This window comes from Bacteroides stercoris ATCC 43183 (genome assembly GCF_025147325.1).
Classification (GTDB): domain Bacteria; phylum Bacteroidota; class Bacteroidia; order Bacteroidales; family Bacteroidaceae; genus Bacteroides; species Bacteroides stercoris.
On record NZ_CP102262.1, the window covers coordinates 1742308 to 1766870 of the forward strand.

Here is a 24563-nt window from a genome sequence, read left to right on the forward strand (position 1 = left end):
ATGACGAAAGCAGAAATACAACAAGTAAAACTGCGTTTTGGTATTATTGGCAATAACGAGGCATTGATGCGTGCTATTGATATCGCCATTCAGGTAGCTCCTACTGATTTGTCGGTGCTGATTACCGGAGAGAGTGGTGTGGGTAAGGAGAGTTTTCCGCAGATTATCCATCAATACAGCCGCAGAAAGCACGGACAATATATCGCTGTAAACTGCGGGGCTATCCCCGAAGGAACGATTGATTCGGAACTGTTCGGCCATGAAAAAGGCGCTTTTACCGGTGCTATCGGTGAACGTAAAGGGTATTTTGGCGAGGCTGACGGCGGTACCATTTTTCTTGATGAGGTGGGGGAGCTTCCTATGCCTACACAAGCTCGTTTGCTTCGGGTGCTCGAAACAGGTGAGTTTATTAAAGTTGGTTCGTCTAAAGTTGAAAAAACGAATGTACGTATTGTTGCTGCTACCAATGTGAATCTTACACAAGCAATTGCTGACGGGCGTTTCCGCGAAGATTTATACTACCGTCTTAATACGGTGCCTATTCCGGTTCCGGCTTTACGCGAACGTGGAGAGGATGTTGTGTTACTGTTCCGCAAGTTTGCATCAGACTTTGCCGAAAAGTATCGTATGCCTGCCATTCAGCTGACTGATGATGCCAAACAAGTGCTGCTGACATATCCATGGCCCGGTAATGTACGTCAGTTGAAGAATATAACGGAACAGATTTCCATTATTGAAACCAATCGTGAAATCAACGCTTCTATTTTGAAGAATTACCTGCCCGAACAGAGCAATGTGCAGCGCCTGCCTGCCTTGTTTGGTGTAAAGAATGAAAGTAAAAGTTTTGAAAGCGAGCGCGAAATACTGTATCAGGTGCTTTTTGACATGCGCCAGGATGTCACCGAGTTGAAAAAACTGGTACACGAAATTATGACCGAACGGGCAACTATGGGAAATCAGGGTGCGACACCTACTGCTTATTATGCATCTGCTCCAGCGGTAGTAGCTTCAGTACCTGCTGCCGGAGTGCCTACTATAATACACCCTTCCGTGAAATCAGCTCAGGAAGTAGATGAGGATATTCAAGACACGGAAGAGTATGTTGAAGAATCTCTCTCATTGGATGAAGTGGAAAAAGAAATGATACGCAAGGCACTTGAAAAGCATCACGGAAAGCGTAAAAGTGCGGCTCAAGATTTGAATATATCGGAGCGTACGCTATACAGAAAGATAAAAGAATATGGATTGGATTAAGAAAATAACGTTGATATCGGCGTTAGCAGGTTTGGTGTGCGTGGTAGTTTCCTGCCGCATCTCTATGGGACTTGCTCCGATAAGTTCTATTGATTACAGCAAAGTGAAGACTATTACGATTGCCGAATTTCCTAATCGTGCCGAGTACGTGTATGCTCCCATGACTACGGAGTTTAACCAGAAACTTAAGGATATGTTTATCCAGCAAACACGTTTGCAATTGGTGAATGCCAACGGCGATCTGGAAATAGACGGTGAGATAACGGGTTATAACCAATACAATGAAGCTGTAGCAGCTGATGGCTATTCTTCTAAAGTGAAGCTGACTATGACCGTAAACGTGCGTTATGTAAACAATACCAATCATGAGGAAGATTTTGAACAACAGTTTTCCGCTTTCCAGACTTATGATTCCTCCTTGCTGCTGACTGATGTGCAGGATGACTTGATAAGTAAAATGATAAAGGATATCACAGAACAAATATTTAATTCAACCGTAGCTAACTGGTAATCAAGGAATGACTTCTGCCTATTTGCAACAATGGATACAGCATCCTGAAATGTTGAATAAGGATACTTTGTACGAGCTTCGTACTCTGCTGGTCCGTTATCCCTATTTTCAGTCGCTTCGGCTGCTGTATCTTAAGAATCTATATTTGCTGCATGATGTCACATTCGGAGCAGAGCTGCGTAAGGCTGTTCTGTATGTGGCAGACAGACGTGTATTGTTTTATTTGATAGAAGGTGACCGCTATAGGTTGAAATCACAAAAGTCACCTTTACTTTCTTCCAAAGTGCCGGAAGAAGAACCTAATGTAGACCGTACACTCTCTTTGATAGATGCTTTTCTGGCAACAGTTCCCGAAGAGCATTCGCAGGTTACAGAATTGGATTATGCAATGGATTACACAACTTATCTGTTGCAGGATGACGGACAGAATGATTCTGAACCGACCGGTGGGAAAGAAGTTCCTAAACTGCGCGGACACGAACTGATAGATGGATTTATACGTAAGAGCGAGTCGTCGGAATCATCTGTATTTGAAAGATCGGTATGTCCTGAGAAAGTTCTCGTATCTCCGGAAGAAAAGGAGGCATCTCTTGAAGATGAGGAAGTGATTTCCGAGCAAAAAGAGGCTTTCTCCGCTTCCCTTTCAAAGAATGAATATTCTACTTCCGAAGACGATGAAAATGATGATGGACAGATACGTCAGGAAGATGTGGATGATAGCTGTTTTACAGAAACTTTGGCTAAAATCTATATTAAACAGCACAGATATGATAAAGCACTTGAAATTATTAAAAAATTAAGTTTGAATTATCCAAAAAAAAATGCTTACTTTGCAGACCAAATCAGATTTTTGGAGAAATTGATTATTAACGCTAAATCAAAATAACAAAATGTATTTATTATTAGTTATCTTAATGGTGATCGCATCCATATTGATGTGTTTCATTGTGTTGATTCAGAATTCCAAAGGCGGTGGTCTGGCTTCGGGTTTCTCATCATCCAATCAAATCATGGGTGTACGCAAGACTACTGACTTTCTGGAAAAGGCAACATGGAGTCTCGCTGTGTTTTTGGTGGTGATGAGTGTTGCTTCCGCTTACGTTATCCCTTCTGCTTCTCACAAAGGCGGTGATGTGATTTTGGAACAGGCACAGCAAGAAGAGAAGACGAACCCGTACAATATGCCCGTAGGTACAGCTGCTCCGAAAGCTGAGCAACCGGCTGAAACAGCTCCTGCAACAACAGCTCCTGCTGCTACGGATGCTGCAGAACCGGCTGGAAATTAATTTTGAGAAAGAACTGTAATTTCTTGACAGGTGGAGTTGTACAATTTATGTTGTACAATTCTGCCTGTTTTTATTTATAGTCTTTTATATTTGGTTATTTTTGTAGCCAGATAAGATTCATTTGAAATTATAAACCATATTATAATATTATAATGACAACTACTGACAAAATTCACCAGACGCTACGCGATTCGGCAGGTATGCGTTGGTTGGTATTACTGCTTTTAGCGTTTGCTATGTTCTGTTCATATATTTTTATGGACATACTTTCACCTATCAAAGACCTGATGCAATCTACCCGTGGTTGGGATTCGACAGCATTCGGTACGATGCAGGGTTCTGAGACATTTCTCAATGTATTTGTGTTTTTTCTCATTTTTGCAGGTATTATCCTCGATAAAATGGGAGTACGCTTCACGGCAATCCTTTCCGGTGCTGTGATGCTTGTCGGAGCTACCATTAATTGGTATGCGGTGACAGACGCTTTTCAGGGAAGTGGACTTCAAACTTGGTTTACCAACAACCTGAATTATATTCCCGGTTTCGATGAGTTGGGTATCTCTCCATTCTATAGAGGTATGCCGGCATCAGCTAAATTTGCAGCAATAGGTTTCATGATTTTCGGTTGCGGTGTCGAGATGGCGGGTATTACGGTGTCTCGCGGTATCGTTAAGTGGTTCAAAGGCCGTGAAATGGCGCTTGCTATGGGGTCTGAAATGGCGCTTGCCCGTTTGGGGGTTGCCACTTGCATGATTTTCTCTCCGGTATTTGCTAAATTAGGGGGTGTTATTGATGTTTCCCGTTCAGTGGCATTTGGTGTTGTGCTATTGCTTATCGCACTTATTATGTTTATTGTCTACTTCTTCATGGATAAGAAACTTGACGAGCAGACGGGTGAGGCTGAGGAGAAAGACGATCCGTTCAAGATCAGCGATCTCGGTACTATTTTGTCCAGTGGCGGATTCTGGTTGGTAGCGCTTCTTTGTGTACTTTATTATTCTGCTATATTCCCGTTCCAGAAATATGCCGTAAATATGCTGCAATGTAATTTGGTATTCAAGGAAGTACCCACCGACTCTTTCTGGGCTACTAATACGGTGACAATTCTTCAGTACTGCATTATGCTTGTCGTTGCGGGTGCTTCTTTTGCAAGTAATTTTATGAAGAAGGCAAGTATGAAGTATGGCTTGCTTACCCTTGCCGGAGTATTGCTCACTGTCTTCTGTTATATGGGTTATATGCGTCAGAGTGCCGAAACAGTATTTGCAGTCTTCCCTTTGCTCGCTGTAGGTATAACACCGATACTTGGAAACTATGTTGACCATAAAGGTAAGGCAGCTTCGATGCTGATGATAGGTTCCATGTTACTGGTTCTTTGCCATCTTACTTTCGCGTTTGTTCTTCCTGAGTTCAGAGATAATGCGGTAGGTGGTGTTGTGATAGCTTATCTTACTATATTGGTACTTGGTGCAAGTTTTTCACTGGTTCCTGCTTCTTTATGGCCCAGTGTTCCTAAATTGGTTGATGCCAAGATTATAGGCAGTGCTTACGCGCTTATTTTCTGGGTGCAGAATATTGGTCTTTGGCTCTTCCCGCTTCTTATCGGAAAGGTACTTGATAAAACCAATACGCAGCTTGTTGCTGATTTAAAGAACGGTGTGATTACTCCGGAAGAGGCTGCCGTGTCGTATGATTACACCGCACCGCTTGTAATGCTGGCTTGTCTTGGCGTTGCTGCTTTGGTATTGGGATTTATTCTTAAAGTTGTTGACAAGAAGAAAGGTCTTGGTTTGGAAGAACCTAATATCAAAGCTTGATAACGGTAATGTCAGATACAAAAGGAAAAGTAAACCTATTGGATACTGTTCCCGTTCAGTGCGGACATATTACAACCGAATGGGAAGGGGAGTACGCGATACTTTCCTTTCCTCGGTTTAAGTACGACTGGATGAGACGTTTTTTGTTGCCGAAGAGTATGTCGGCCGATATTCATGTGAAGCTGGAAGAACACGGTACTGCCGTATGGCGTTTGATAGATGGAAACCGAACCGTACAAGAGATAATCTCTCTGCTTACCGACCATTTCCAAAATGAAGATAACTATCCTTCTCGTGTCACTACTTACATTATGCAGTTGCAGAAAGATGGATTCATTCAGTTGAAAGTCGAGAGTTGAAAGCTACCATCTGGTATTACAATGCAGACTGCTTTCAACTCTCGACTCTCAATTTCCTAATTGCTTTCTCTGTCTACCTTGATTAATCCACCGGTAGCTGTATCGAACAAAACTTTTATAGTAGAATTTTTATTGAATAGTACAGGTGCAAGATATTCTATAGTACCAAATTGTGTAACGGGCAGTTCACCATCGAATATCTTCTTGTTGTTGCCTGTCAATATAACATGGGCGCGTCCCGGAACGTTGTAAGCAACTCCGTCTACTTTTTTCTTACCGTCTTCTTCCGGAATGGCGGGAGTCTTCAAATCGGTTATGGAGATATAATACGGTTCGCCTGCCAAATCATCGTTTGCCACTATGCCCAATCGTTTGGAGAAGCGGAAAGCTACTTCATTGTTCATTTCTTTGGGAGTAAGGCGAATTGTAAACGTCTGAGGTTCTTCTTTCAAGGTTCCGGAGAACATCTCCGTCATAGCACGTTCCTGTAAGTTGAGGTTGTCGAGCATGATTTTGAGTTGGGCGCCATCCTGCGGCATATTGTCGGCTTCACCACGGAGAAGGGCATTTTTGCTTTCACGGATGTTATAGATTTCCTTGGCTACCAACTCCGCCATTTTAGCTCTGGAACTTGCCATGAGTATTTCTTCCGTAAGGAATTTACGCGGATCTATGATTTCTTGTGCGGCAGCGGTTATTTTGGTTGCCGGTATCGTATGGCTGTTAAGCGGTATGTTGATGGAACGGACAATGCCGTCTTCGGTAAGTTCCATTAGTGGGGCTACAGTCTTATCTTTCAACTTAACGAAGTATACATTATCTTTATCGGGTACTCCCGCCACGTGTGTTTGTACTTTGTCGATGGTCCAATAGATATTCGGATCGGCAGATACATTGTTCATGCGTAAGTAGCGGTCGGCATATTTACAGAACTCTCCGGGCATGTATGTATGTTTGGTAGCCTGTACTACAATTTCTATTTCGGTTTTAGGCAGGAGATAAGTTACTCCGTAGTCTTTACCGCGCATAATACCGGTGCTGACATCTGTTTGGGCATAGGCACTTGTAGCTATTAGAATGCCGGCCACCCATATCATTTTTTTCTTCATATTTCTCTATCGGTTTATAACTATGAATTTTAAATAACAAAGTTAACGAAGTTCTTTAGTTCTTGGATATTCATTTACGAAAGATTAACTTTCAGTCAGACCATAAAATAGGAATACTGCATGTCCTTATTCTTTCAGTACAACTTCCGCTATTCCTACACGGTCATCATTCAGTAAGATGCGCAAATCACTGGCCGTGGTTCCTTTGAACGGATAGGAGATAAGTTCACCGTATTGGCTGACAGTACCCGAATAGACAGTAAGGAACTGACCGCCTCCGCCTGAAAGCTGTATCTCGAACTCTGCCGGAAGTCCGTTGTCTCGCTTGAAAGCGATAGCAACTTCGTTTATTTTGCTTCCGTTCTTTAGGGCAAAGGTTATATAATCTCCTTTGTTACCCTGCCAGACCGTATTCTTTTGTTTGTCAAGCACATTTGGGGCGTTTTCCATATCGGTACTTGCTGTTACGGGACTGATGGGATTTTGACTTTCAAGTGCTTGCAGGCGGGCTTGGTAATCTTCTACAGTAAGTATACCATTCAGCCGGATGTCTTCGGAAGACGCACCCGCCATGATGGCGAACTCGCCCGGTTCCACTGTCCATTTCATATCGGCATTCAACAATTCAAGATGCTTGCGGTCAAGAGTGAAAACTATTTCTTTGCTCTCTCCCGGCTTCAGGTGGATACGTTCAAAACCGGCAAGATTCTTTTCGTAGGTGGTGACACTGCTTAGAATATCGCGCGTGTAGAGTTGTACCACTTCGTCACCGGCACGTTTGCCGGTATTCGTTACTTTCAGTCGTATGGTGGCTTTTTGGTTGGGTGTGATTACTTTGGGAGTGATTTCGAGGTCGGAATACTCAAAAGTAGTATAGCTCAAACCGTAACCGAAAGGATACAGTGCACCATTAATGCGTGACATATTGCCGTCCGGTCCCGGATTTTTACCGCCATCTATCTGTGAAGCCGGTTTGTAGGGGAAGTTGAACGGGATTTGTCCTACTGTTTTAGGAAAAGTAACTGTCAGTTTGCCTCCGGGATTGTAATCGCCGAAGAGAATGTCGGCTACTACCGTACCGCCTTTAGAGCCCGGATACCAGGCTTCAAGAATGGCAGGGACAAACTTGTCCGCCCAGTTTACGGATAGCGGACGACCGTTAATCAATATCAGTATAACAGGCTTGCCCGTGGCTTGTACGGCTTGCAGCAATTTCAACTGGTGTCCCGGTAATTCCAGGCTTGTGCGCGATTTGTTCTCACCGCAGGTACGTTGGCCACCACCCAGTACTACTACTGCTACATCAGCCTGACGGGCATTGGCTACGGCACGGTCTATTTCGGCTTGTTCGTCAGGGGTAAGCGGGTATTCCATGATTTCGCTTTCAGGCCAATGGGCATCTACAAGGTCGCAGCCTTTGGTATAAAGCACTTCGGCCTTACCCTGTGCTTTCTCGCGGATTCCTTCGAGGACAGTAGTAACCTCTACGGCGAGTGGTCCGTAATGTGTCAGAGCATAGCCTTCCTCATCGGCATTCGGGCCACAGACGGCAATCTTCTTTATCTTATCGATATTCAGCGGCAGTGTATTATCTGTATTTTTCAGCAATACGATGGATTCGCGGGATGCCTGTAGGGCAACGGCTTCATTGGCTTCCTTCTCCACTTCATCGTCAGCTCCGGCAAGGTCTGTTTGATAGGGAGCATCGAACAGACCGATAAGGAACTTTACCCGAAGGATGTCACGGACACGGTCATTGATAACTTCTTCACTCAGTCCGCCTTCCTTTACGAGTTCGCGTAGCGGAAGTACGAATGAGTCGGGCGAGCGGAATGTACAACGTACGTTGAGGCCTGCTTCCACGCTTTGGCGTACGGCTTCTTTCATGTCTTTGGCGGTGTTATGCTTGGTATAGAGATATTCTACGGCATCGCTGTCCGACACTACATATCCCCGGAAACCCATTTCCTTGCGGAGTCGGGTAGTCAGCCAATAGTAGCTTCCCTGGATGGGAATGCCGTCGTAGTCGTTATAGGAACTCATCACGCCCAATAGCCCTGCTTCACGGATTACCCGTTTGAAAGGGTAGATGTGTATGTTTTCCACTTCGCGCGGCGGCATTTGCGGATCAACGCGCGCCATGCCTTCACGTGCTCCCTTATTGTTGCTGTATGCAGCAAAGTGTTTGGCAGTGGCGGCTACTTGGTGATTATGTTGCAGTCCGCGTACCATTTCGATACCCAGCTCGGCAACAAGATAGGGGGATTCGCCGTAGACTTCCTCATAGCGTCCCCAACGCTGGTCGCGACCTACATCGAGGATGGGGGCGTAGACGTTGGTATAGCCCAGCATGCGGGCTTCCCGTCCGGTGATAAGTCCTACTTGGCGGATAAGTTCGCGGTTCCACGTGTGTCCTAATCCCAGTTGGGTGGGGAAATTGGTGGCTTTATAACTTTCCACACCACGGATGCCCTCATTAGTGAAATCTACGGGGATTCCGAGGCGGGTATCTTCAACAAAGAAGCGTTGTATTTCGTTCAGTGCCCAGGCATGACGCGAGGCAGGCCAGACGTTTTCATTGTCCGAGGGTGGCAGTCCCCATTGCTGGAAGCCGTTCAGATGTTCGTCAATGGCTCCGATACCGTCTTTCCAGAGCATCTGTTTCCATTCGGGGGTGGGAAGAGCATCTTTCAGCACTCGTTTGTAGCCGTAGAGGGTAACCATCTGGCAGGTTTTTTCTTCGAGTGTCATCTGCTGCAAGAGGTTTTCAATGCGGGCATCGAGTGTTGCGGCAGGGTCTTCATATATATCTTTGATACCGTTTTTGTTGAAGTCTATCCAGCCTTTATGGTACATTTCGCTTTTTGCCGGTTTATAGTATGCCGGTATTTTTGCAGTTTTTTGTGCAGACAGTAATGTGCTACTGCCTAATAACAAGGTGGCTACAATTAATTTCTTCATGGTATGTTTTTTATAGTTTTCTTTGGGTGTCAAAGATAGTGAATTTTGAGAACAGAAAAGGATAAAATTGTTCGAAGTACGGTTATCTATTGTACATACTATATTGGAATGGGGTGATAGTGGCGGATAATGGCATTGCGCTTTTGGCTGATAAATTATATGGTTGATGCCTCTTGATTGATTAAGTCAGCAGAGCTTTGTCATAAGGTGATTTATGATTAAAGAAGGTGTGTCAAAATGCACACCTTCTGTTTTTTACGCACAAAGCCCCGACTTTCACAAGCTGGGGCTTTGTTATTACCTAAAGATTTTGTATCTTTAAGCATAAGTTCTTTACTATGACAAAGATACATTTTCGTCCTTACAATCCCAACCAAACCGTTCTTTTTCCTCAAAGAATTGATGAGGATATTGCAGAAAACGATCCGGTGCGCATGGTTGACGCCCTGGTTGAGGGCTTGAATCTTGAAAGTTTCAGAAAACTGTATAAGGAATGCGGTCGCAGCCCTTACCACCCCAAGATGATGCTCAAGGTCATTCTGTATGCCTATATGAACAACATCTACTCCTGCCGGAAAATTGAAAAACTCCTTCACCGTGACATCCATTATATCTGGCTGGCCGGATATGAGAAACCGGATTTCATTACCATCAACCGTTTCCGCAACCGGGTGAAGAAGGAAATTAACGAAGTGTTTACGCAAACCGTACTTCTTCTCTCTTCCAAAGGCTTCATCAGCCTGAATGTGGAATATATTGACGGGACAAAGCTCGAATCCAAAGCCAACAAGTACACTTTCGTCTGGCGAAAAACGGTTGAGCGGAACCGTGAACGCCTGATGAAGAAGATACATGTCCTGTTAGGGCAGATAGACGATGTCATTGCTCAGGAGAAGTCATCAGAGAACAATGAGGAAGTTGAGTTCACTCCGGCCATGCTGACTGAAATGGCAGGAGAATTGCGTCATGCACTGGAACAGGTTTCCGAGCCATCCGCGAAAGAGGAAAAGACTGAACTGAAAAAGAAACGCAAACAGCTGAAGGAACTGGAAGAACACAGGGACAAACTGCAGGAATACGACTGCCATCTGGAAACACTGCAAGAGAGGAATTCCTATTCCAAGACGGACAAGGACGCTACTTTTATGAGAATGAAGGAGGATGCCATGCGCAACGGACAGACGAAGCCCGGTTACAACCTTCAAATCGGCACCGAAAATCAGTTCATCACCGATTTTGCACTCTTCCCGAACCCTACGGATACACTGACCCTGATTCCTTTCCTGCAATCTTTTTCAAACAGGTATGAACGGATGGCCCATACGGTGGTTGCTGATTCCGGCTATGGCTCCGAAGAGAATTACCGCTTCATGTCCGAAAACGGCATGGAAGCCTACGTAAAGTACAACTATTTCCACATGGAGCAGCGGCCGAGATTCAAACCGGCCCCGTTCAAGGCCGAAAACTTCTACTACAATGAAGAACATGACTTCTGCATCTGCCCTATGGGGCAAAGGATGCGGAGGATAGGCACCAGGAATGTGAAAACCGCATCCGGATATGTCAGCGAAAATGCACGGTACAGAGCTGTCAGGTGTGAAGGTTGTCCCCTGCGATGCCGCTGTTTTAAAGCAAAAGGAAACAGGACGATAGAACTGAATCATAGGCTTAGACAATACAAGCGGAGAGCCAAAGAACTGCTCTGCTCTGAGAAAGGACTGAAACACAGAGGGCAGAGATGCATAGAACCGGAGGCCGTGTTCGGACAAATTAAAAACAATATGAACTACAAACGTTTCCGACATTTTGGAAAGGACAAGGTCTTCATGGACTTTGCCTTCCTAGCCATTGCCTTCAATATAAAAAAAATGTGTGCAAAACTGACAAAAGAAGATACGAAATGGCTGATTGGATGGTTTTATGAACTTACTGTCGCTTTATTTAGATGCTGGAGACACATAAATCAAAGAAATCTTCGAATTATCGCAGCTTAAAGAAAATGAACAGATTTGTATAGTGATGAACAAAAAAGAGGTGCATCGTGCATTACGACACACCTTCTTTAATACAGTATCATAAATAAGCCTTTTAGCAGTTTTTCGGTCGTGAGGTTATTATGGCTTTGACAGATACTTTGTTTTATTTAGGGGTATCATTACAGGGCATCACAAATAATGTATATTTAATATAATTGCTTGTGGTTGTTGTTATTTGTTGTTGGATTGACCGATTAAGTAGCTAATAGTATTGGTTGCAAGTTTTGTAAGATTATTATGTATACTATTACTTTCCTCATTGGAGTTTTTCCACTCAAAAGACGGGTCTCCAATAACGATGGCTTTTCCACTATTCTCGCGTGACGGAAATTCTGCAACACGAATAGTTGTATCACTGTTACCACTGTCTGAACCTAATTGAATACCTCCCGTTGCGGTTTGCCATGCATTTATATCATCATATTTTTCTGTTTCATCATTAATATTCCATTGAAGAACCCGATTACTGTTTTTATAACCGGCATCTTCTGCATGTAATGGGAGCCAATGTTTATTGAACGTAATATTGTTAAATATTGGATGATAGATATTGTTACAATAAAGACTCTTATTAAAGTCTACATTTTCATTTCCGCCCCAGTTATTCTTAGGGTATGACCCATTTTGGGAAATTCCCCATTTACCGATAAAACGAGCGGCATCACGTGATGCTAATATATTTCCACCTGTTTGAAAATATGATTTAATAGCTTCGTTGGCATTATCTATTATTGCATCATTATTTGTATTTGCCTCAGTCCAATCAAAGTGTGCCCAAATCATTTTGTATCCATCAAGATTGATATTATTTTCAGTGATTTGGTTGATGCTGATGTATTCAGAGTTTTCAATGTTGTGTATCATCCATGTTGCAGCAGCTTTTGCCTCCTCTGTTAGTTCTTCCATATTATCTGCAATACCGATAAAAGCTTTCTTACCCGGTTCATTTTCATTCCATCCCTCTATTGTATTATTATCAAGAGTAATGGTAGCATGGATTTTACCGTTCCTTACTTCTGCATTAATGGTATATGAGTTATTCGGTTCGAACTTATTACCGAACAGAGTGAATGATGTCTTTAGATTATCATCCTCATTCCCAATTCGTAAGTCGAGAGATTCGGCATTTTGAGGGTAGATGATACGGACTATTTCCATTTCTGTACCACTCGCTGTAGAACTTAAGTTCCCAAGTGACCAGTCATTTTCTACATTACCATTGGCGCTTGCGATACCGGATTTTATATTAAATGTACCTTTGTGTATCAAACCGCCTAATATAATACTTTTGTTTTCTATTGGTGTGGTATCGGTTACTTTAATCTTCAGTCGGATACGTGCCATTTTGTGTTGAAAAGTAAAGTTTATTTTCTGATTTGCATTCCCCTCAATATACTTTCCTTTAGAAGAAGCAAATAGAAAATCAATCTTCTTTTGTTCTTCTTCCGTAGTAGCTGTGTTGGCTTCGATAACGCCATCTTTGTTATCAGTATACGGATAATATGCTGTGAAAATCATGTCATTCTCTGATGTATAGGCTATTTCTTCCTGTTCTGTTTCAACCAATGAGAATGCAGTAGACGCTCCGGCTATATCCGCTTTGTACTGTATGTTTGTATACTTAGGAGTGGATACTGTTCCTGCTATTTCGGAAGCCGATATACCTACAAGGTCACCTGCTTCCCACTCGCTGCTTGTCGTTACGCGAGTAGTGATACCTGCTGAGAAGTCCACCACTGCGGGGTGTGCCAGCTGTTTACCCTCATCTTCGCTGAGGATATTGTCTTCATCGTCATTGCTGCATGCCGTAAAGGTCAATGTTAGCGTTGTAAAGGCCAACATTAAAAGTGTAAAGGTCAACTTTAGAGAGCTAAAGGTTAACTTTGATAAAATAAGAGTAGATAGTTTTGTTTTCATGATATTTGTTCTTTTTAGTATTAGTATTCTTTTGTTCTCTGTTAATAGTAGCTCACTTTTATGTTGCTCACTTGTATACTGCCCTCATAAGAGTCTAATGACCAGCAATTCTTTTGTATCCCGTAAATCCGGTTGGTATATGCTACGTTATCATTGATGTATACAGTACATACGGAATTGTCCGTGCAGATAGTGACATGATAAATGTTATCGGCAGGAACGGGAAACTTGTAGCCGTCTATTCCTGCGATGAACCCTATACCTTCCTTTCCTTTCTGCTCGAAGTTGATTTTGCGGTTACTGTTGTTATCTTCCGGATTGATGATAAGGGAGTAGTATTTCTTGGAGTCTGTGCCACGTGCCAGGGAAATGCCGAATATATCTTCGTTGCTTGAGGCTGTTACGGTAAATGTAAGTTTGTTATGTATGTTCAGGCGGTTGAAAAGTACGTAAGCATCACCACTGAGCGTGTAGTTGTCGTTACTTTCGGCTACACCGGTTTCACTTTGTGCCATTACTTTTAAGGTGGTATTGTTAGTGTATTTGTTCAAAATTCCATCTACGGAACCTAATGAGAGCGTGCCGTCTTCATGCTGGATAATCTTATGCATCACAAGATTACCCGCCCACTCAGGTTCGGCAGGAGCAGCACCGACAGCCGTATTGTCATTACCGGCACGGGTGGGACACCAACCCCAAATGTAACGGTCTGTTCCGTTGCTTGCCGTTTTTCCGGCATAGAAAGCACGTGAGTCGAGTACACCCTCTTTATTGTCGGGAAAAGTGGGGGCTGCGGTCATTTGTTTCAGTTCTTCCAGTGTGCTGCCTTTGAAGTAGCATACTTTACGTGATACCGCATTTTGGTCGGAATACACGAGGTACCACCAGTCTCCCATTTTGAATACATCTGCACATTCGTAGAACCGGTCAGCACCCCAGTGCATCGGCATAAATACGCCTGAATGTTTCCATGCTTTCAAATCGGTGGAAGTGTATTCGGCGAGTACTCCTATACCATCCTTTTTAGTGGATACGATCATGTGATATTTGCCACTTTCGCTCTCGAAGATGAAGGGGTCGCGGAAGTCTTTCCGGCTGTAACCGTCATTGCTGCCGAGCAAGAAGAAAGTACGATCTTTGTTCCACGTCTTGAAATCGGTAGAAGTGGCCCGCATCACAACTTCAGTGTCAGCTGTGTGTCCGGTATAATAGGTATAATATACTTTATTGGTTTCATCATAGAATATACAACCAGTACCTAAGGCCGCATCGGGTTCATCTTCCGTTCCAGTGGGGATAAGTTCACCCAATGAGGTGTAACTTCCTCCGTTTTTGGTGCTTACCGCCCAAAAAGGGTGGTAAGTGGTTTGATTGGGACGGTACTCCTGTAAGTACATTATCTTGAAGTCGCCGGCTTGCGGGTCATAGAAAGGCATGGGGTCACCTACGTAACCCAGTTGCGGTTTGTAGTAAGTGCCAAACATATTTTCATCGGTCGGCTTAAAATAAGTGGCAGTGTTGTCCCAATCCTTTTGGGTGAGTATGGGAGCATTATCGTCGTTGCAACTACTGAGGGCTATACTCAGCAGTGCGGTGTATGCAAGTGTGTGTATCATTGTTTTCATTATATGTCAGTCTTTATTTACCGGTTAGATAATTGATTACATTTTTGGTGAGCTTGGCTACATTGCCGTGGTATGGGTCTTTGGATGTGTCGATGCCTTCCGAATACCAGTCGTAGCAGCCGGAACCGATGCAGAAGACACCGCCCTTGCTACCGTTGGCCGGATATTCCCAAACCACGATAGCTCCGTCGCCACCGTAACCTAAGGCTTGGCCACCATGTTTCCGAGACCAGTCGGCCTCATCGTTGTAATCTCCCCAAGGATTCACTTCATCTTGCGAGCGTAAATGCCATTGAGCAGTAGTGTTGGTGATTCCGTAGCCCTTACTGCAGGTATATACGGAATTACCCTCGTGTATACCTTGATAAGCAGGGTGACTTTTATGTCCTTGTATAAAGAAACTCCAAGGCTCTGCGGTTATTTCAGGATCAGTTTCTGTACGCCCGAGCCAGCAATTGTTGGGATTCTTATTGTCTTTGGTTGCTCCTATATTGACAGCGTAGAAAGTAGCATAGCGTGTCAGCAGCAGGTTCATACCTTGGTCATAGCGTGCTTTAATCATGCTGGCAGCAGATAAGGCAGCTGGAGCAGCCGTTTCGAACTTGTTCATATCATCAATGGTAGTGTCTGCATGGAAATGCCACCACAGCATCTTACACTCACATAGATCCGCATTACCAGTCGCTATGTCGCTGAAAGAAACATACTGTGCATCTTTCACATTGAACAGCATCCACGTTGCTGCTTCTTTCTCTTCGGGGTTCAGTCCCTCTATAGTGGAAGCGAGACCGGCATAAATAGCTGCCGGTTTGCCTGTGGGTGTGAGTACTTTTACGGTATAGACAGCTGATGCCATATTGTTGGACACGATGAAGTCTACCGGGCGGCTGAAATCCATGGCGGTTCCGCCGGCAGGAGCTACGATGGCTCCTTCGGTGGCGGTATAGGTGGGAACGAGCTTCGTTATATCGGTGGAAGCCGGTACTTGAACCAGAATATTCTGGTTTTGCTGGTCGATGATACCGCTATACATATCGTTCAATTGGAATGTCAGAATCCTCGCTTCATCGTATCTCGTTTTGATGACGTATTGTTGGAATACGTTGCCATTGGATACTTTTATAGTCTGTGTCATGTTCAGATTCAATACATCTCCTCGCTTGAGGGTAGCCTCGGCACCTACCGGTAGTTGTATGTCGGTTACTGTCATTGCTGCCATATCGTAGTCTTCCGGCAGGGTGATGGTGATAGTCTCTTTTTGTTGGTCAATGGTGCCGGAGTAGTTGTCCAGCGCAAAGGATTTGATGGCGGTGTCTTCGTTCAGTCTTAGCGCGCTACTGTTATCATCGCTGCATCCGACAGTCAATAATAGGGTGACTGTGAGGAAAGACAGGTTAAATATATTCAGGATTGATTTCATTCTTTTATGTTTTTGAAGGTAAAACGATGTTTCTATTCCCGTAGAGGAATTACCAGTTACCGCAGTTCTGTACATATTTTCCATTGCTGGCACTGATTTGTGCAAACGGTACGGGCAGATATTCGTTTTTGTTTTTGGTAAACGAAGCGTTGGAGTAGATACTACAGTCGGCTGCTTCTTCTGCATAGTACTTGTTTAGAACTTCGGCTGCTTCACCCCAGCGCACAAGGTCGAAGAAACGGTCGCACTCCATGGCAAGTTCCACACGGCGCTCGAATTTCATCATTTTCAAGGCATCGGCTTGGCTGTATGTACCGTTGTAAGGCTCTACTTTAATCTTTACGCCATAGTCTTCGGCATAATTCTTTATCACACTGGTGCTTGCAGTAACGCTTTGACCGGCACGGTTACGTACTTCGTTGATTAGGCTTACGGCTTCTTCAATCCGACCATCGTTCAATTGAATTAGAGCCTCGGCGCGCATCAGCAATACATCGGCATAGCGCAGTACGATATGATTCATAGGCGTGCCCCAATAACTTCCTTTCACCAGATAACCGCCATCGGGGTCTACATTTTGTTTCAGGGTAACGTTATAGCCATACAGACCGCCGCTACGGCTCCAAGTGTTGTCTTTCTTCATCATATACTTGGTGTTGAATTCGTAAGGCAGTTCCGGTATACCTACCGTAAGGAACAAACGCGGGTCGGCGTTATCTTCGGTCTTGTCGTAGTTCTTGGTGTTGAAGCTGTCGAACAGCGGATGTCCGTCAGCATCGGTACGGAAAGCGTTTACTAAGTTCTGACTGGGTTTGTAGAAGTCAGTACCGCCATCTGTCACCCCCGGAATATTAGGTACTATCAGACCGTTTGACCAATTACAGTTACCATTCTTTGTTCCGTCGTTCATGGAGTATTGCATGGCCCATAGGGATTCCACACCATTCTCATATTCCGGTTCAGGGCGGAAATTGTTGTGAAAATCCGGTTCCAGACCATATCCGCCTGCGTTCATGATGCTCTTGTCCGTATATTTCACCACTTGAAGAAGGTCTTCCGCATTAATGGAAGTTACTTCGTTGGTGGCATCATTATCTTGGCGGTATGCTTTGTACAGATACGTTTTTGCCAGATACGCTGCGGCAGCAGCCCGGGTGGGACGCCCTTTATCTTCTTGGGTAACAGGCAAGTGTCCGTAGGCAAACTCGAAATCCTCGGCTATTTCCGCCCAGCTCTCATCGTTGGTATAGATATCGTTAGACAGATTATTATAACCTTCCTGGTCCAGCGTCTCATCATTGGCAATGACTATCTTCTTGAAAAGCTGCTTTAGCAGGAAATGTCCGTGTCCGCGCAGAAAACGCATTTCCGCAATACGTTGCTGCTTTTCCGGGTAGGTGGCTTCATCCATCCGGTTCAGAGATTTTAAAGCCATGTTTACGCGTGAAATGCTGTTGTATAACCGTTGCCAGATGTCGCTGATATTCCATGCGGTAGTCATGATGCCTTGAGAGATTTCTAACGCATGGAACACATCGCCGTCTTCCGTACCGTTACCGCCCTTGTAAGCGTCGTCCGAGCGAACATCGTAGTTCCATAAAGAGAAAGAGGAGTTGATATCCTCGGCGCTGATCCATACGGCGTATGCCGAAATTACCAGGTTGTCTATATAAACAGGGTCTTGCAGTTGTTCTTCATCCACACTTCCCTGCGGTGTCTGGCTTTCCAGGAAGTCTGAGCATCCGGTGCATATCCATGCGAGTCCAAAGATAAGAGTATATACTAAATTTTTCATGGTTTTTCTATTTGTTGTTCGTTGTATTAAAAGCTGACGTTCACGCCAAAAGTGATGTTCAAAGGAATAGGATAGCCGTAGTTCACGTTTTCCGGGTCTACTCCGGTGAAATCTTTGCTCTTGATGGTGAGCAGATTTTGTGCACTGAGGTAGAAGCGCAGGCGCTCCATGCGGATTTTCTCTGTCCATGCTTTCGGTACGTTGTAGCCTACTTGCAGATTGCGTAGTTTCAGGAAGGAGCCGTTCTCCACATAATAGGTAGATACGCGTTTTTCGTTGTTACTGTCGTTACGTGCAAGTGCCGGAATGTCGGAACCTGGATTGGCGGGCGACCAGGCATCGAGTACGCGTTTGCCTTTGTTCAGGAAGCCGATGTTGAGTCCGCTCCACAAGTCGGTTTCTTTCTTTAAATCACTGATGATGTCTACTCCTTGTACGCCTTGCCAAAACATGGTAAGATCGAAGTTCTTATATTCCAAATAGATATTGATACCGTAGCTGAAGGCAGGTGTAGGGTCGAATATCCATTGCTGGTCTTTTTCGTTGATGATACCGTTGCTGTCCAGGTCACGCCAGCGGATGCGTCCCAAACCTGCACCTTCCTGAGTGGCGTGGTTGTCGATTTCTTCCTGTGACTTGAAAAGACCGTCGGCTACGTAGCCTACCTGTGCTCCGTTGGGGTGTCCTATCACACTTTCCACGCCGTTTCCCCCGAAAGTGCCGTTGGCTGCTACCGTAGCAGGCAAGGCAGTGATTTTGTTGCGGTAAGAGGAGAGGTTGGCATTGATGTCGTATTTCAGTCCGAATTTTGTACTGTTGCGGTAGCCTAAATTCAGTTCAAAACCCTTGTTTTCCATTTCACCGGCATTAATCCATTGCTTACTTCCTTCACCCATGGTGGCAATGCCTGCCATTTGTACCAAAATGTCGGTTGTCTTTTTATAGTACCAATCGAACGAACCGTAAAGTGTTTGGGCGAAAAGGGAAAAGTCGAAACCGAGGTCGGTTTGTGTGGTGGTTTCCCACTTGATACCGTTATTGCCGAGCTGGTCACGTTTGAAACCGGATTGGAGAATGCTTCCGCCATTGCTTCCCGTGATGTCGTAGGAAGTTCCGTAACTTCCGCCGCCGCTTTCCGTTCCGGCATAGTTGGGTACATAAATTGTATAACGGGCGTTGTTGCTGATTTCCTGATTACCGGTCTGTCCCCAGGATGTGCGTATTTTCAAATCGTCCAGCCATTTGATGTCTTTCATGAATTCTTCCTGACTAAGACGCCAGCCGGCAGAAACCGATGGGAAGGTAGCATAGCGGTTATCCTTGCCAAAGCGTGAAGAGCCGTCACGACGTACGGTAAGCGACAGCAGATATTTGTCGTTATATGTATAGTTCAACTTTCCGAAGAAAGAAACGAGTGAGTAGCCTTCGCCTGCACCATAGGACTGTGCCGTGCCTACACCTGCATCCGGCCACATATAGTCGGGTGTGAGGATGGAAAAGTTTTCTTTGTAACCAGAGAAATGTATATCGTCTTCACGATTCAGTTCCATACCCAGCATTACGTCTCCGCGGTGTTTGCCAACTTCCATATTATAAGTGGCGATGGCATTCCACATCCATTTGGTCCAATGCTCTTGCTTTGCTTCTATGGCATTCTTGTCGTTAGCTACATTGCCTTCCGTGATGGGATAGGTAAAGATACGTTGTTGTTTTTGTGAGTAGTCTATGCCAAAAGTAGAGCGGAGATTGAAGTTCTTGAACGGATTCAGGTTGATATATGCATCGCCGAACATACGCCAATATGTGTAGCGATTGTCGGCATTGCGTTGCAGGCGCGCTACCGGATTTTCACGGTCGGGATAGCCGCTGACGGGACCGGCAAATTTACCTTCGGTTGTATATACCGGCAGTGAAGGATTGGCTTGTAGCACGTTTTGCAGGAATCCGCCGGGAGCTTGCACTTCGCTGGTACGGTTTACGGTGAAGTGCTCGCCTACGGTCAGCAGGTTGTCTATTAGTTTGTAGTCAGCATTCATACGGGCGGATATGCGGTCAAAATCAGTATCTTTTATGATGCCCAGATTCTTGTAATATCCTAAGGAGAAGAAAGACGAACCTTTTTCCGAGCCGTTGCTTACAGATACGTTGTATTGTTGGATGATACCAGTGCGTGTGGTCTGGTCGAACCAGTCGGTGTCTGCGGCAGGTACTGTATTGGCGGCATCCAGATATTTGCGCATGCTGATGCCGTTGAGTTGTGGATAACCGTTTACACCGTAGTTCCAGTCATAGAGGTAGCCTAAGTTGTTGGTATTCGGGTCTTGTCCTTCGTTCACATAGGCTTGCCACATGGCACGGCCATATTCTTCGGTGTTCAGTACTTCCAGTTTGTTGGTGTACATGGAAGCGGAAACGGAAGCGTCAAAGTTAATCTTGAGTTGTCCTTCTTTGCCCTTCTTTGTGGTAATGATGATGACACCGTTGGCAGCGCGGCTACCGTAGATAGAGGCAGAAGCGGCATCTTTCAGTACCTGTATGGACTCGATGTCATTGCCATTCAATTCGTGCATGCCTCCTTTGGTGGGCACGCCATCGATGATGTAGAGCGGGTCATTGTTGTTTAGCGTACCTATACCGCGGATACGGATGGTAGTGCTGCCGCTTGGATTACCGTCGGCCGTAATGTTCATGCCCGGTACACGCCCCTGCATGGCTTTCATTGGATTGTTTTCGTTTTGCTTGGCTATTTCATCCATGCTGACTACGGAGATGGAACCGGTAAGGTCTGCTTTGCGTTGTGTGGTGTAACCGGTTACCACTACTTCCTGCAGCATTTCCGAGTCTTCGTGCATGATGACACTCATGGATGTTTCCGCTTTCAAGGTTAGTGTTTTGTAACCTATATAAGAGAAAGTTATTTCGGAACCCGGCTTTACGGTGAGGGTGAAGTTGCCGTCTATATCCGTAATCGTTCCGTTGGTTTTATCTGCCTTGTCCACAACGGATGCCCCGATGATGGGGTAGCTATCGGTAGCAGAGGTTACCGTTCCTTTTATTTGGATGTTTTGCGCATAGGCAAAACCACATAATCCTAAAAGGAACATCATAATGCTAAGTTTTCTCATACGTTATAAATTTATTGTTAACAATTATCTTGTGAATTCTCAAAACAGCTTTCCCGATCATGTTTTGATATTGCAAAGTAAATGGATTGCATTGAAACTGGCTATAAAAAATGATACGGATGCTGCAAAATTTGTTTCGTGGTATGGAGCTGACTATGCCCAGGAGATAGCCTGGTATCAATTTTAGCTGCATTTGTAACATTTGTGTTAGCCCTTTTCGCTTTTATTCCTTTTCTTTGCAATGTGCTTTCCCGAGCATTGAGTGAGTTCATAAAGTAAACATTAAATTTAATACCTGATTTTGAAAATGAAGCATTACTTTCATAGAATACTTTCTCCTTTTTGGGGAAAGATTATTGTAACTTTTCTTATTGTAATAATGAGTATTGGTATTTGTAGGGCACAGTATGCCGGGCTGAAAATCCATTATCTGGGTGCAAACCACAGTTTGGTACAGGTACAGGAACCGCAGAAATACCTTTTGTTGCCGGTGGAAGAGGCTGCTCCCGAGGCTACTGTCAATGTATTGGTGAATAATAAGGCCGATCAAAGTTTTCAGGTTCGGTTGGCTGTCAACCGTATCGACTATCTTGTTCCGTTTGCTTTGGAGCAGTATAAAGGTAAGACGGTAACTTTCGACATTCATACCGGCAACAGCCGTACCAATGTACGCGATGCCATGGCAGATGCCTGCTGGAAAGAACTGAAACTTTCCGATACGTTTGATGATGCCAACCGAGAAGTGTTCCGTCCGTTCTATCATCACACTCCTGTCTATGGTTGGATGAACGACCCCAACGGTATGTTTTATAAAGATGGAGAATATCATCTGTATTATCAGTATAATCCTTACGGCTCTATGTGGGGCAATATGAACTGGGGACATTCATCCAGCAAGGATTTGATAAGCTGGCAGCATCATCCGGTAGTCATACAACCCAACGGATTGGGCGCTGTGTTCAGCGGTAGCAGTGTGGTTGATAAGGATAATACGGCAGGTTTCGGAAAGGATGCTATCATTGCCATCTATACTTCAGCCGGTGCCAGTCAGATACAGAGCCTTGCATACAGTCTGGACAATGGAATGACTTTCCATGTTTATGAAAACAATCCTATCATTGCCGCCGATAAGGAGTGCCGCGACCCGAATATGTTCTGGCACGAAAAGAGCGGCAAATGGATTCTTGTTTTGGCGGCTGCACTGGAAAAGGAAATGTGGATATATTCCTCTCCCGATTTAAAGAACTGGACAAAGGAGAGCAGTTTCGGACATGGATATGGTGTGCAGGAGGGTGTATGGGAATGTCCGGACCTCATGGAATTGCCCGTGCGCGGAACAGACCGTACCAAATGGGTGCTGATTTGCAATATCAATCCCGGCGGTCCTTTCGGAGGCAGTGCGGCACAGTATTTTGTAGGCGATTTTGACGGGAAAACCTTTACTTGCGATACCAAGCCCGAAGTAGCCAAGTGGATGGATTACGGAAAAGACCATTATGCTGCCGTATCCTGGAGTAATACGCCCGAAAAGCGGCATACCGTGGTTGCCTGGATGAGCAATTGGCAATATGCCAACAACGTGCCTACCAAACAGTTCCGTAGCGCCAATACATTGCCGCGCGACATCGAATTGTACGAAGGCAGTGACGGCGAACTTTATCTGGCCGCAACGCCTGCACCGGAAGTAAACGCATTGCGTACGGGCAAAGCATTGAAATACGGCGCTTTCTCCGCCGGAACAAAGAAGGTATCCCGGAAACTGCCAGTCGAAAACAGCGGTATCTGTGAGATTAATCTCGAACTGGCTCCCCGCTCGGCCGATAAAGTATACATTACGTTGTCCAATGATAAGGATGAACAGACTGTAATGATTTACGACTTGAAGAACTCCACATTCAGCATGGACCGTACTGCAAGCGGACTTACGGATTTCAATAAGGACTTTCCTGCCATAACAGTAGCTCCGTGTCCGGCAGAAGCCAAGCAACGCCTGCGTCTGTTTATAGACCGTTGCAGCATCGAAGCTTTCGAGGGTGACGGACGTTTTGCCATGACAAACCTTGTATTTCCGCAGCATCCTTACACTACTATTTCCATTGCTGTAGATAAAGGACGTTGCAAAGTCAACGACCTGACAGTAAATCCTTTAAAAGTTAACAACTAAATTTCGATATCTTATGAACAATAATAGTAATTCGCTTGCAAAGCTGCTTCCCATGATGCTTTGCTTCTTCGCCATGGGGTTTGTAGACCTTGTAGGCATCGCTTCCAACTATGTGAAAGCTGATTTGAACCTGACCGATTCCCAGGCAAATATATTCCCCTCTCTTGTATTCTTCTGGTTCCTTATCTTCTCCGTGCCCACGGGTATGCTGATGAACCGCATCGGACGCAAGAAAACGGTGCTTCTCAGTTTGGCCGTGACTTTTGCATCCTTGTTGCTGCCGGTTTTTGGAGACGGATATGCGCTGATGCTGATTTCGTTTTCGCTGTTGGGTATCGGCAATGCGCTGATGCAGACATCGCTCAATCCGCTGCTTTCCAATGTCGTCAGTGGAGAGCGGTTGGCAAGCTCGCTGACTTTCGGACAGTTTGTAAAGGCTATCGCTTCTTTCCTCGCTCCTTATATAGCTATGTGGGGGGCTACACAGGCTATCCCTTCGTTGGGGATGGGCTGGCGAGTGCTGTTTCCCATTTATATGGTGATAGCGGTTGTCGCTATCCTGTGGCTGGGCACTACATCTATTCATGAGGAAAAGGAAGAAGGGCGTCCTTCTACTTTCGGCGAATGTCTTGCTTTGTTGGGAAAGCCGTTCATACTGCTTTGTTTCTTGGGCATCATGTGCCATGTGGGTATCGATGTAGGTACAAATACCACTGCACCCAAGATATTGATGGAACGTTTGGGCATGTCGCTTGCCGATGCCGGATTCGCAACAAGTCTTTATTTTATTTTCCGTACGGCAGGCTGCTTTCTCGGAGCCTTTATTTTGCAGAAACTGTCTGCTCGAACTTTCTTCGGAATCAGTGTGTTATGTATGTTGGTGGCAATGGTAGGGCTGTTCGTTTTTCATGAGATGACAATGATATATGTGTGTATCGCTCTGATTGGTTTCGGCAATTCGAATATCTTCCCGATTATTTTCTCGCAGGCGTTGCTGGCAATGCCGCAGAAGAAGAACGAGGTTAGCGGACTGATGATTATGGGTTTGTTTGGCGGTACGATATTCCCGCTTGCTATGGGTGTGGCAAGTGATGCTATCGGTCAAAGCGGTGCGGTAGCTGTAATGACGGTGGGGGTACTGTATTTGTTTTTCTATATGATGAAAATCAAACGCTGACCTTTTC

The 24563-nt window shown here is 44.9% G+C and carries 16 protein-coding genes; 9 read left to right on the forward strand and 7 right to left on the reverse strand.

The annotated features are described in order from the left end of the window. From NQ565_RS07140 to NQ565_RS07165, 6 genes are all read left to right on the forward strand, one after another. The gene (locus NQ565_RS07140; protein WP_005657783.1) at window positions 1-1254 is read left to right on the forward strand and encodes a sigma-54 interaction domain-containing protein; all 1254 of its coding nucleotides are present in this window, start codon (window positions 1-3) and stop codon (window positions 1252-1254) included. Further along, window positions 1241-1765: an LptE family protein gene (locus tag NQ565_RS07145; RefSeq protein WP_005657781.1), complete on the forward strand. Its 525-nt coding sequence runs from the start codon at window positions 1241-1243 to the stop codon at window positions 1763-1765. The genes NQ565_RS07140 and NQ565_RS07145 overlap by 14 nt, the downstream gene beginning before the upstream one ends. Before the next feature lie 7 nt (window positions 1766-1772). Then, window positions 1773-2651, forward strand: coding sequence for a tetratricopeptide repeat protein (locus tag NQ565_RS07150; RefSeq protein ID WP_005657779.1), 879 nt, complete (start codon window positions 1773-1775; stop codon window positions 2649-2651). A gap of 4 nt (window positions 2652-2655) precedes the next feature. Next, window positions 2656-3051 (forward strand): preprotein translocase subunit SecG, encoded by a 396-nt coding sequence (secG, locus tag NQ565_RS07155; RefSeq protein WP_005657777.1) that lies wholly within the window; start codon window positions 2656-2658, stop codon window positions 3049-3051. Between the two features lie 152 nt (window positions 3052-3203). Next, complete coding sequence (locus NQ565_RS07160; RefSeq protein ID WP_005657775.1) at window positions 3204-4868, forward strand: MFS transporter; 1665 nt, start codon at window positions 3204-3206, stop codon at window positions 4866-4868. 8 nt (window positions 4869-4876) lie between these two features. Continuing rightward, the gene (locus NQ565_RS07165) at window positions 4877-5227 is read left to right on the forward strand and encodes a PqqD family protein (RefSeq protein ID WP_005657773.1); all 351 of its coding nucleotides are present in this window, start codon (window positions 4877-4879) and stop codon (window positions 5225-5227) included. A 56-nt stretch (window positions 5228-5283) separates the two neighbouring features. Here the strand turns inward: NQ565_RS07165 and NQ565_RS07170 are convergent, their stop codons facing one another. Then, a complete protein-coding gene (locus tag NQ565_RS07170) occupies window positions 5284-6336 on the reverse strand; it encodes a DUF4831 family protein (protein WP_005657771.1) in 1053 nt (350 codons plus the stop codon). 126 nt (window positions 6337-6462) lie between these two features. Further along, entirely contained in the window at window positions 6463-9297 is a 2835-nt protein-coding gene (locus NQ565_RS07175) for a glycoside hydrolase family 3 N-terminal domain-containing protein (protein WP_005657769.1), read from the reverse strand. A gap of 338 nt (window positions 9298-9635) precedes the next feature. Here NQ565_RS07175 and NQ565_RS07180 point away from each other — a divergent pair, with 338 nt between their 5' ends. After that, the gene (locus NQ565_RS07180) at window positions 9636-11291 is read left to right on the forward strand and encodes an IS1182 family transposase (RefSeq protein WP_005656266.1); all 1656 of its coding nucleotides are present in this window, start codon (window positions 9636-9638) and stop codon (window positions 11289-11291) included. A gap of 213 nt (window positions 11292-11504) precedes the next feature. On the opposite strand, the gene NQ565_RS07185 is transcribed toward NQ565_RS07180, so the two are convergent. From NQ565_RS07185 to NQ565_RS07205, 5 genes are read right to left on the reverse strand one after another with little or no spacing between them, the layout of a single operon-like run. Next, window positions 11505-13250 carry a DUF4960 domain-containing protein gene (locus NQ565_RS07185; protein WP_005657767.1) on the reverse strand — a complete coding sequence of 582 codons (1746 nt, stop codon included), beginning with the start codon at window positions 13248-13250 and terminating at the stop codon, window positions 11505-11507. A gap of 41 nt (window positions 13251-13291) precedes the next feature. Continuing rightward, on the reverse strand, window positions 13292-14875 hold the full coding sequence (locus tag NQ565_RS07190) for a glycoside hydrolase family 32 protein (RefSeq protein WP_005657765.1): 1584 nt from the start codon (window positions 14873-14875) through the stop codon (window positions 13292-13294). 13 nt (window positions 14876-14888) lie between these two features. After that, the gene (locus NQ565_RS07195) at window positions 14889-16295 is read right to left on the reverse strand and encodes a DUF4960 domain-containing protein (RefSeq protein ID WP_040316353.1); all 1407 of its coding nucleotides are present in this window, start codon (window positions 16293-16295) and stop codon (window positions 14889-14891) included. A 49-nt stretch (window positions 16296-16344) separates the two neighbouring features. Next, on the reverse strand, window positions 16345-18090 hold the full coding sequence (locus NQ565_RS07200; RefSeq protein WP_005657762.1) for a RagB/SusD family nutrient uptake outer membrane protein: 1746 nt from the start codon (window positions 18088-18090) through the stop codon (window positions 16345-16347). 26 nt (window positions 18091-18116) lie between these two features. Next, complete coding sequence (locus tag NQ565_RS07205) at window positions 18117-21197, reverse strand: SusC/RagA family TonB-linked outer membrane protein (protein ID WP_005657760.1); 3081 nt, start codon at window positions 21195-21197, stop codon at window positions 18117-18119. 325 nt (window positions 21198-21522) lie between these two features. Here NQ565_RS07205 and NQ565_RS07210 point away from each other — a divergent pair, with 325 nt between their 5' ends. Both NQ565_RS07210 and NQ565_RS07215 read left to right on the forward strand, forming a co-directional pair. Next, a complete protein-coding gene (locus tag NQ565_RS07210) occupies window positions 21523-23379 on the forward strand; it encodes a DUF4980 domain-containing protein (RefSeq protein ID WP_005657757.1) in 1857 nt (618 codons plus the stop codon). A 13-nt stretch (window positions 23380-23392) separates the two neighbouring features. Continuing rightward, window positions 23393-24556, forward strand: coding sequence for an MFS transporter (locus NQ565_RS07215; protein WP_005657755.1), 1164 nt, complete (start codon window positions 23393-23395; stop codon window positions 24554-24556). Window positions 24557-24563 lie beyond the last annotated feature (7 nt).

Excerpts from the sequence above, each read along its gene's own strand:
- secG (WP_005657777.1), top strand. The coding sequence starts at position 2,656 with ATGTATTTATTATTAGTTATCTTAATGGTGATCGCATCCATATTGATG.
- NQ565_RS07145 (WP_005657781.1), top strand. The coding sequence starts at position 1,241 with ATGGATTGGATTAAGAAAATAACGTTGATATCGGCGTTAGCAGGTTTG.
- NQ565_RS07195 (WP_040316353.1), bottom strand. The coding sequence starts at position 16,295 with ATGAAATCAATCCTGAATATATTTAACCTGTCTTTCCTCACAGTCACC.
- NQ565_RS07190 (WP_005657765.1), bottom strand. The coding sequence starts at position 14,875 with ATGAAAACAATGATACACACACTTGCATACACCGCACTGCTGAGTATA.
- NQ565_RS07180 (WP_005656266.1), top strand. The coding sequence starts at position 9,636 with ATGACAAAGATACATTTTCGTCCTTACAATCCCAACCAAACCGTTCTT.
- NQ565_RS07200 (WP_005657762.1), bottom strand. The coding sequence starts at position 18,090 with ATGAAAAATTTAGTATATACTCTTATCTTTGGACTCGCATGGATATGC.
- NQ565_RS07210 (WP_005657757.1), top strand. The coding sequence starts at position 21,523 with ATGAAGCATTACTTTCATAGAATACTTTCTCCTTTTTGGGGAAAGATT.
- NQ565_RS07160 (WP_005657775.1), top strand. The coding sequence starts at position 3,204 with ATGACAACTACTGACAAAATTCACCAGACGCTACGCGATTCGGCAGGT.
- NQ565_RS07215 (WP_005657755.1), top strand. The coding sequence starts at position 23,393 with ATGAACAATAATAGTAATTCGCTTGCAAAGCTGCTTCCCATGATGCTT.
- NQ565_RS07170 (WP_005657771.1), bottom strand. The coding sequence starts at position 6,336 with ATGAAGAAAAAAATGATATGGGTGGCCGGCATTCTAATAGCTACAAGT.
- NQ565_RS07165 (WP_005657773.1), top strand. The coding sequence starts at position 4,877 with ATGTCAGATACAAAAGGAAAAGTAAACCTATTGGATACTGTTCCCGTT.
- NQ565_RS07175 (WP_005657769.1), bottom strand. The coding sequence starts at position 9,297 with ATGAAGAAATTAATTGTAGCCACCTTGTTATTAGGCAGTAGCACATTA.
- NQ565_RS07150 (WP_005657779.1), top strand. The coding sequence starts at position 1,773 with ATGACTTCTGCCTATTTGCAACAATGGATACAGCATCCTGAAATGTTG.
- NQ565_RS07205 (WP_005657760.1), bottom strand. The coding sequence starts at position 21,197 with ATGATGTTCCTTTTAGGATTATGTGGTTTTGCCTATGCGCAAAACATC.
- NQ565_RS07140 (WP_005657783.1), top strand. The coding sequence starts at position 1 with ATGACGAAAGCAGAAATACAACAAGTAAAACTGCGTTTTGGTATTATT.
- NQ565_RS07185 (WP_005657767.1), bottom strand. The coding sequence starts at position 13,250 with ATGAAAACAAAACTATCTACTCTTATTTTATCAAAGTTAACCTTTAGC.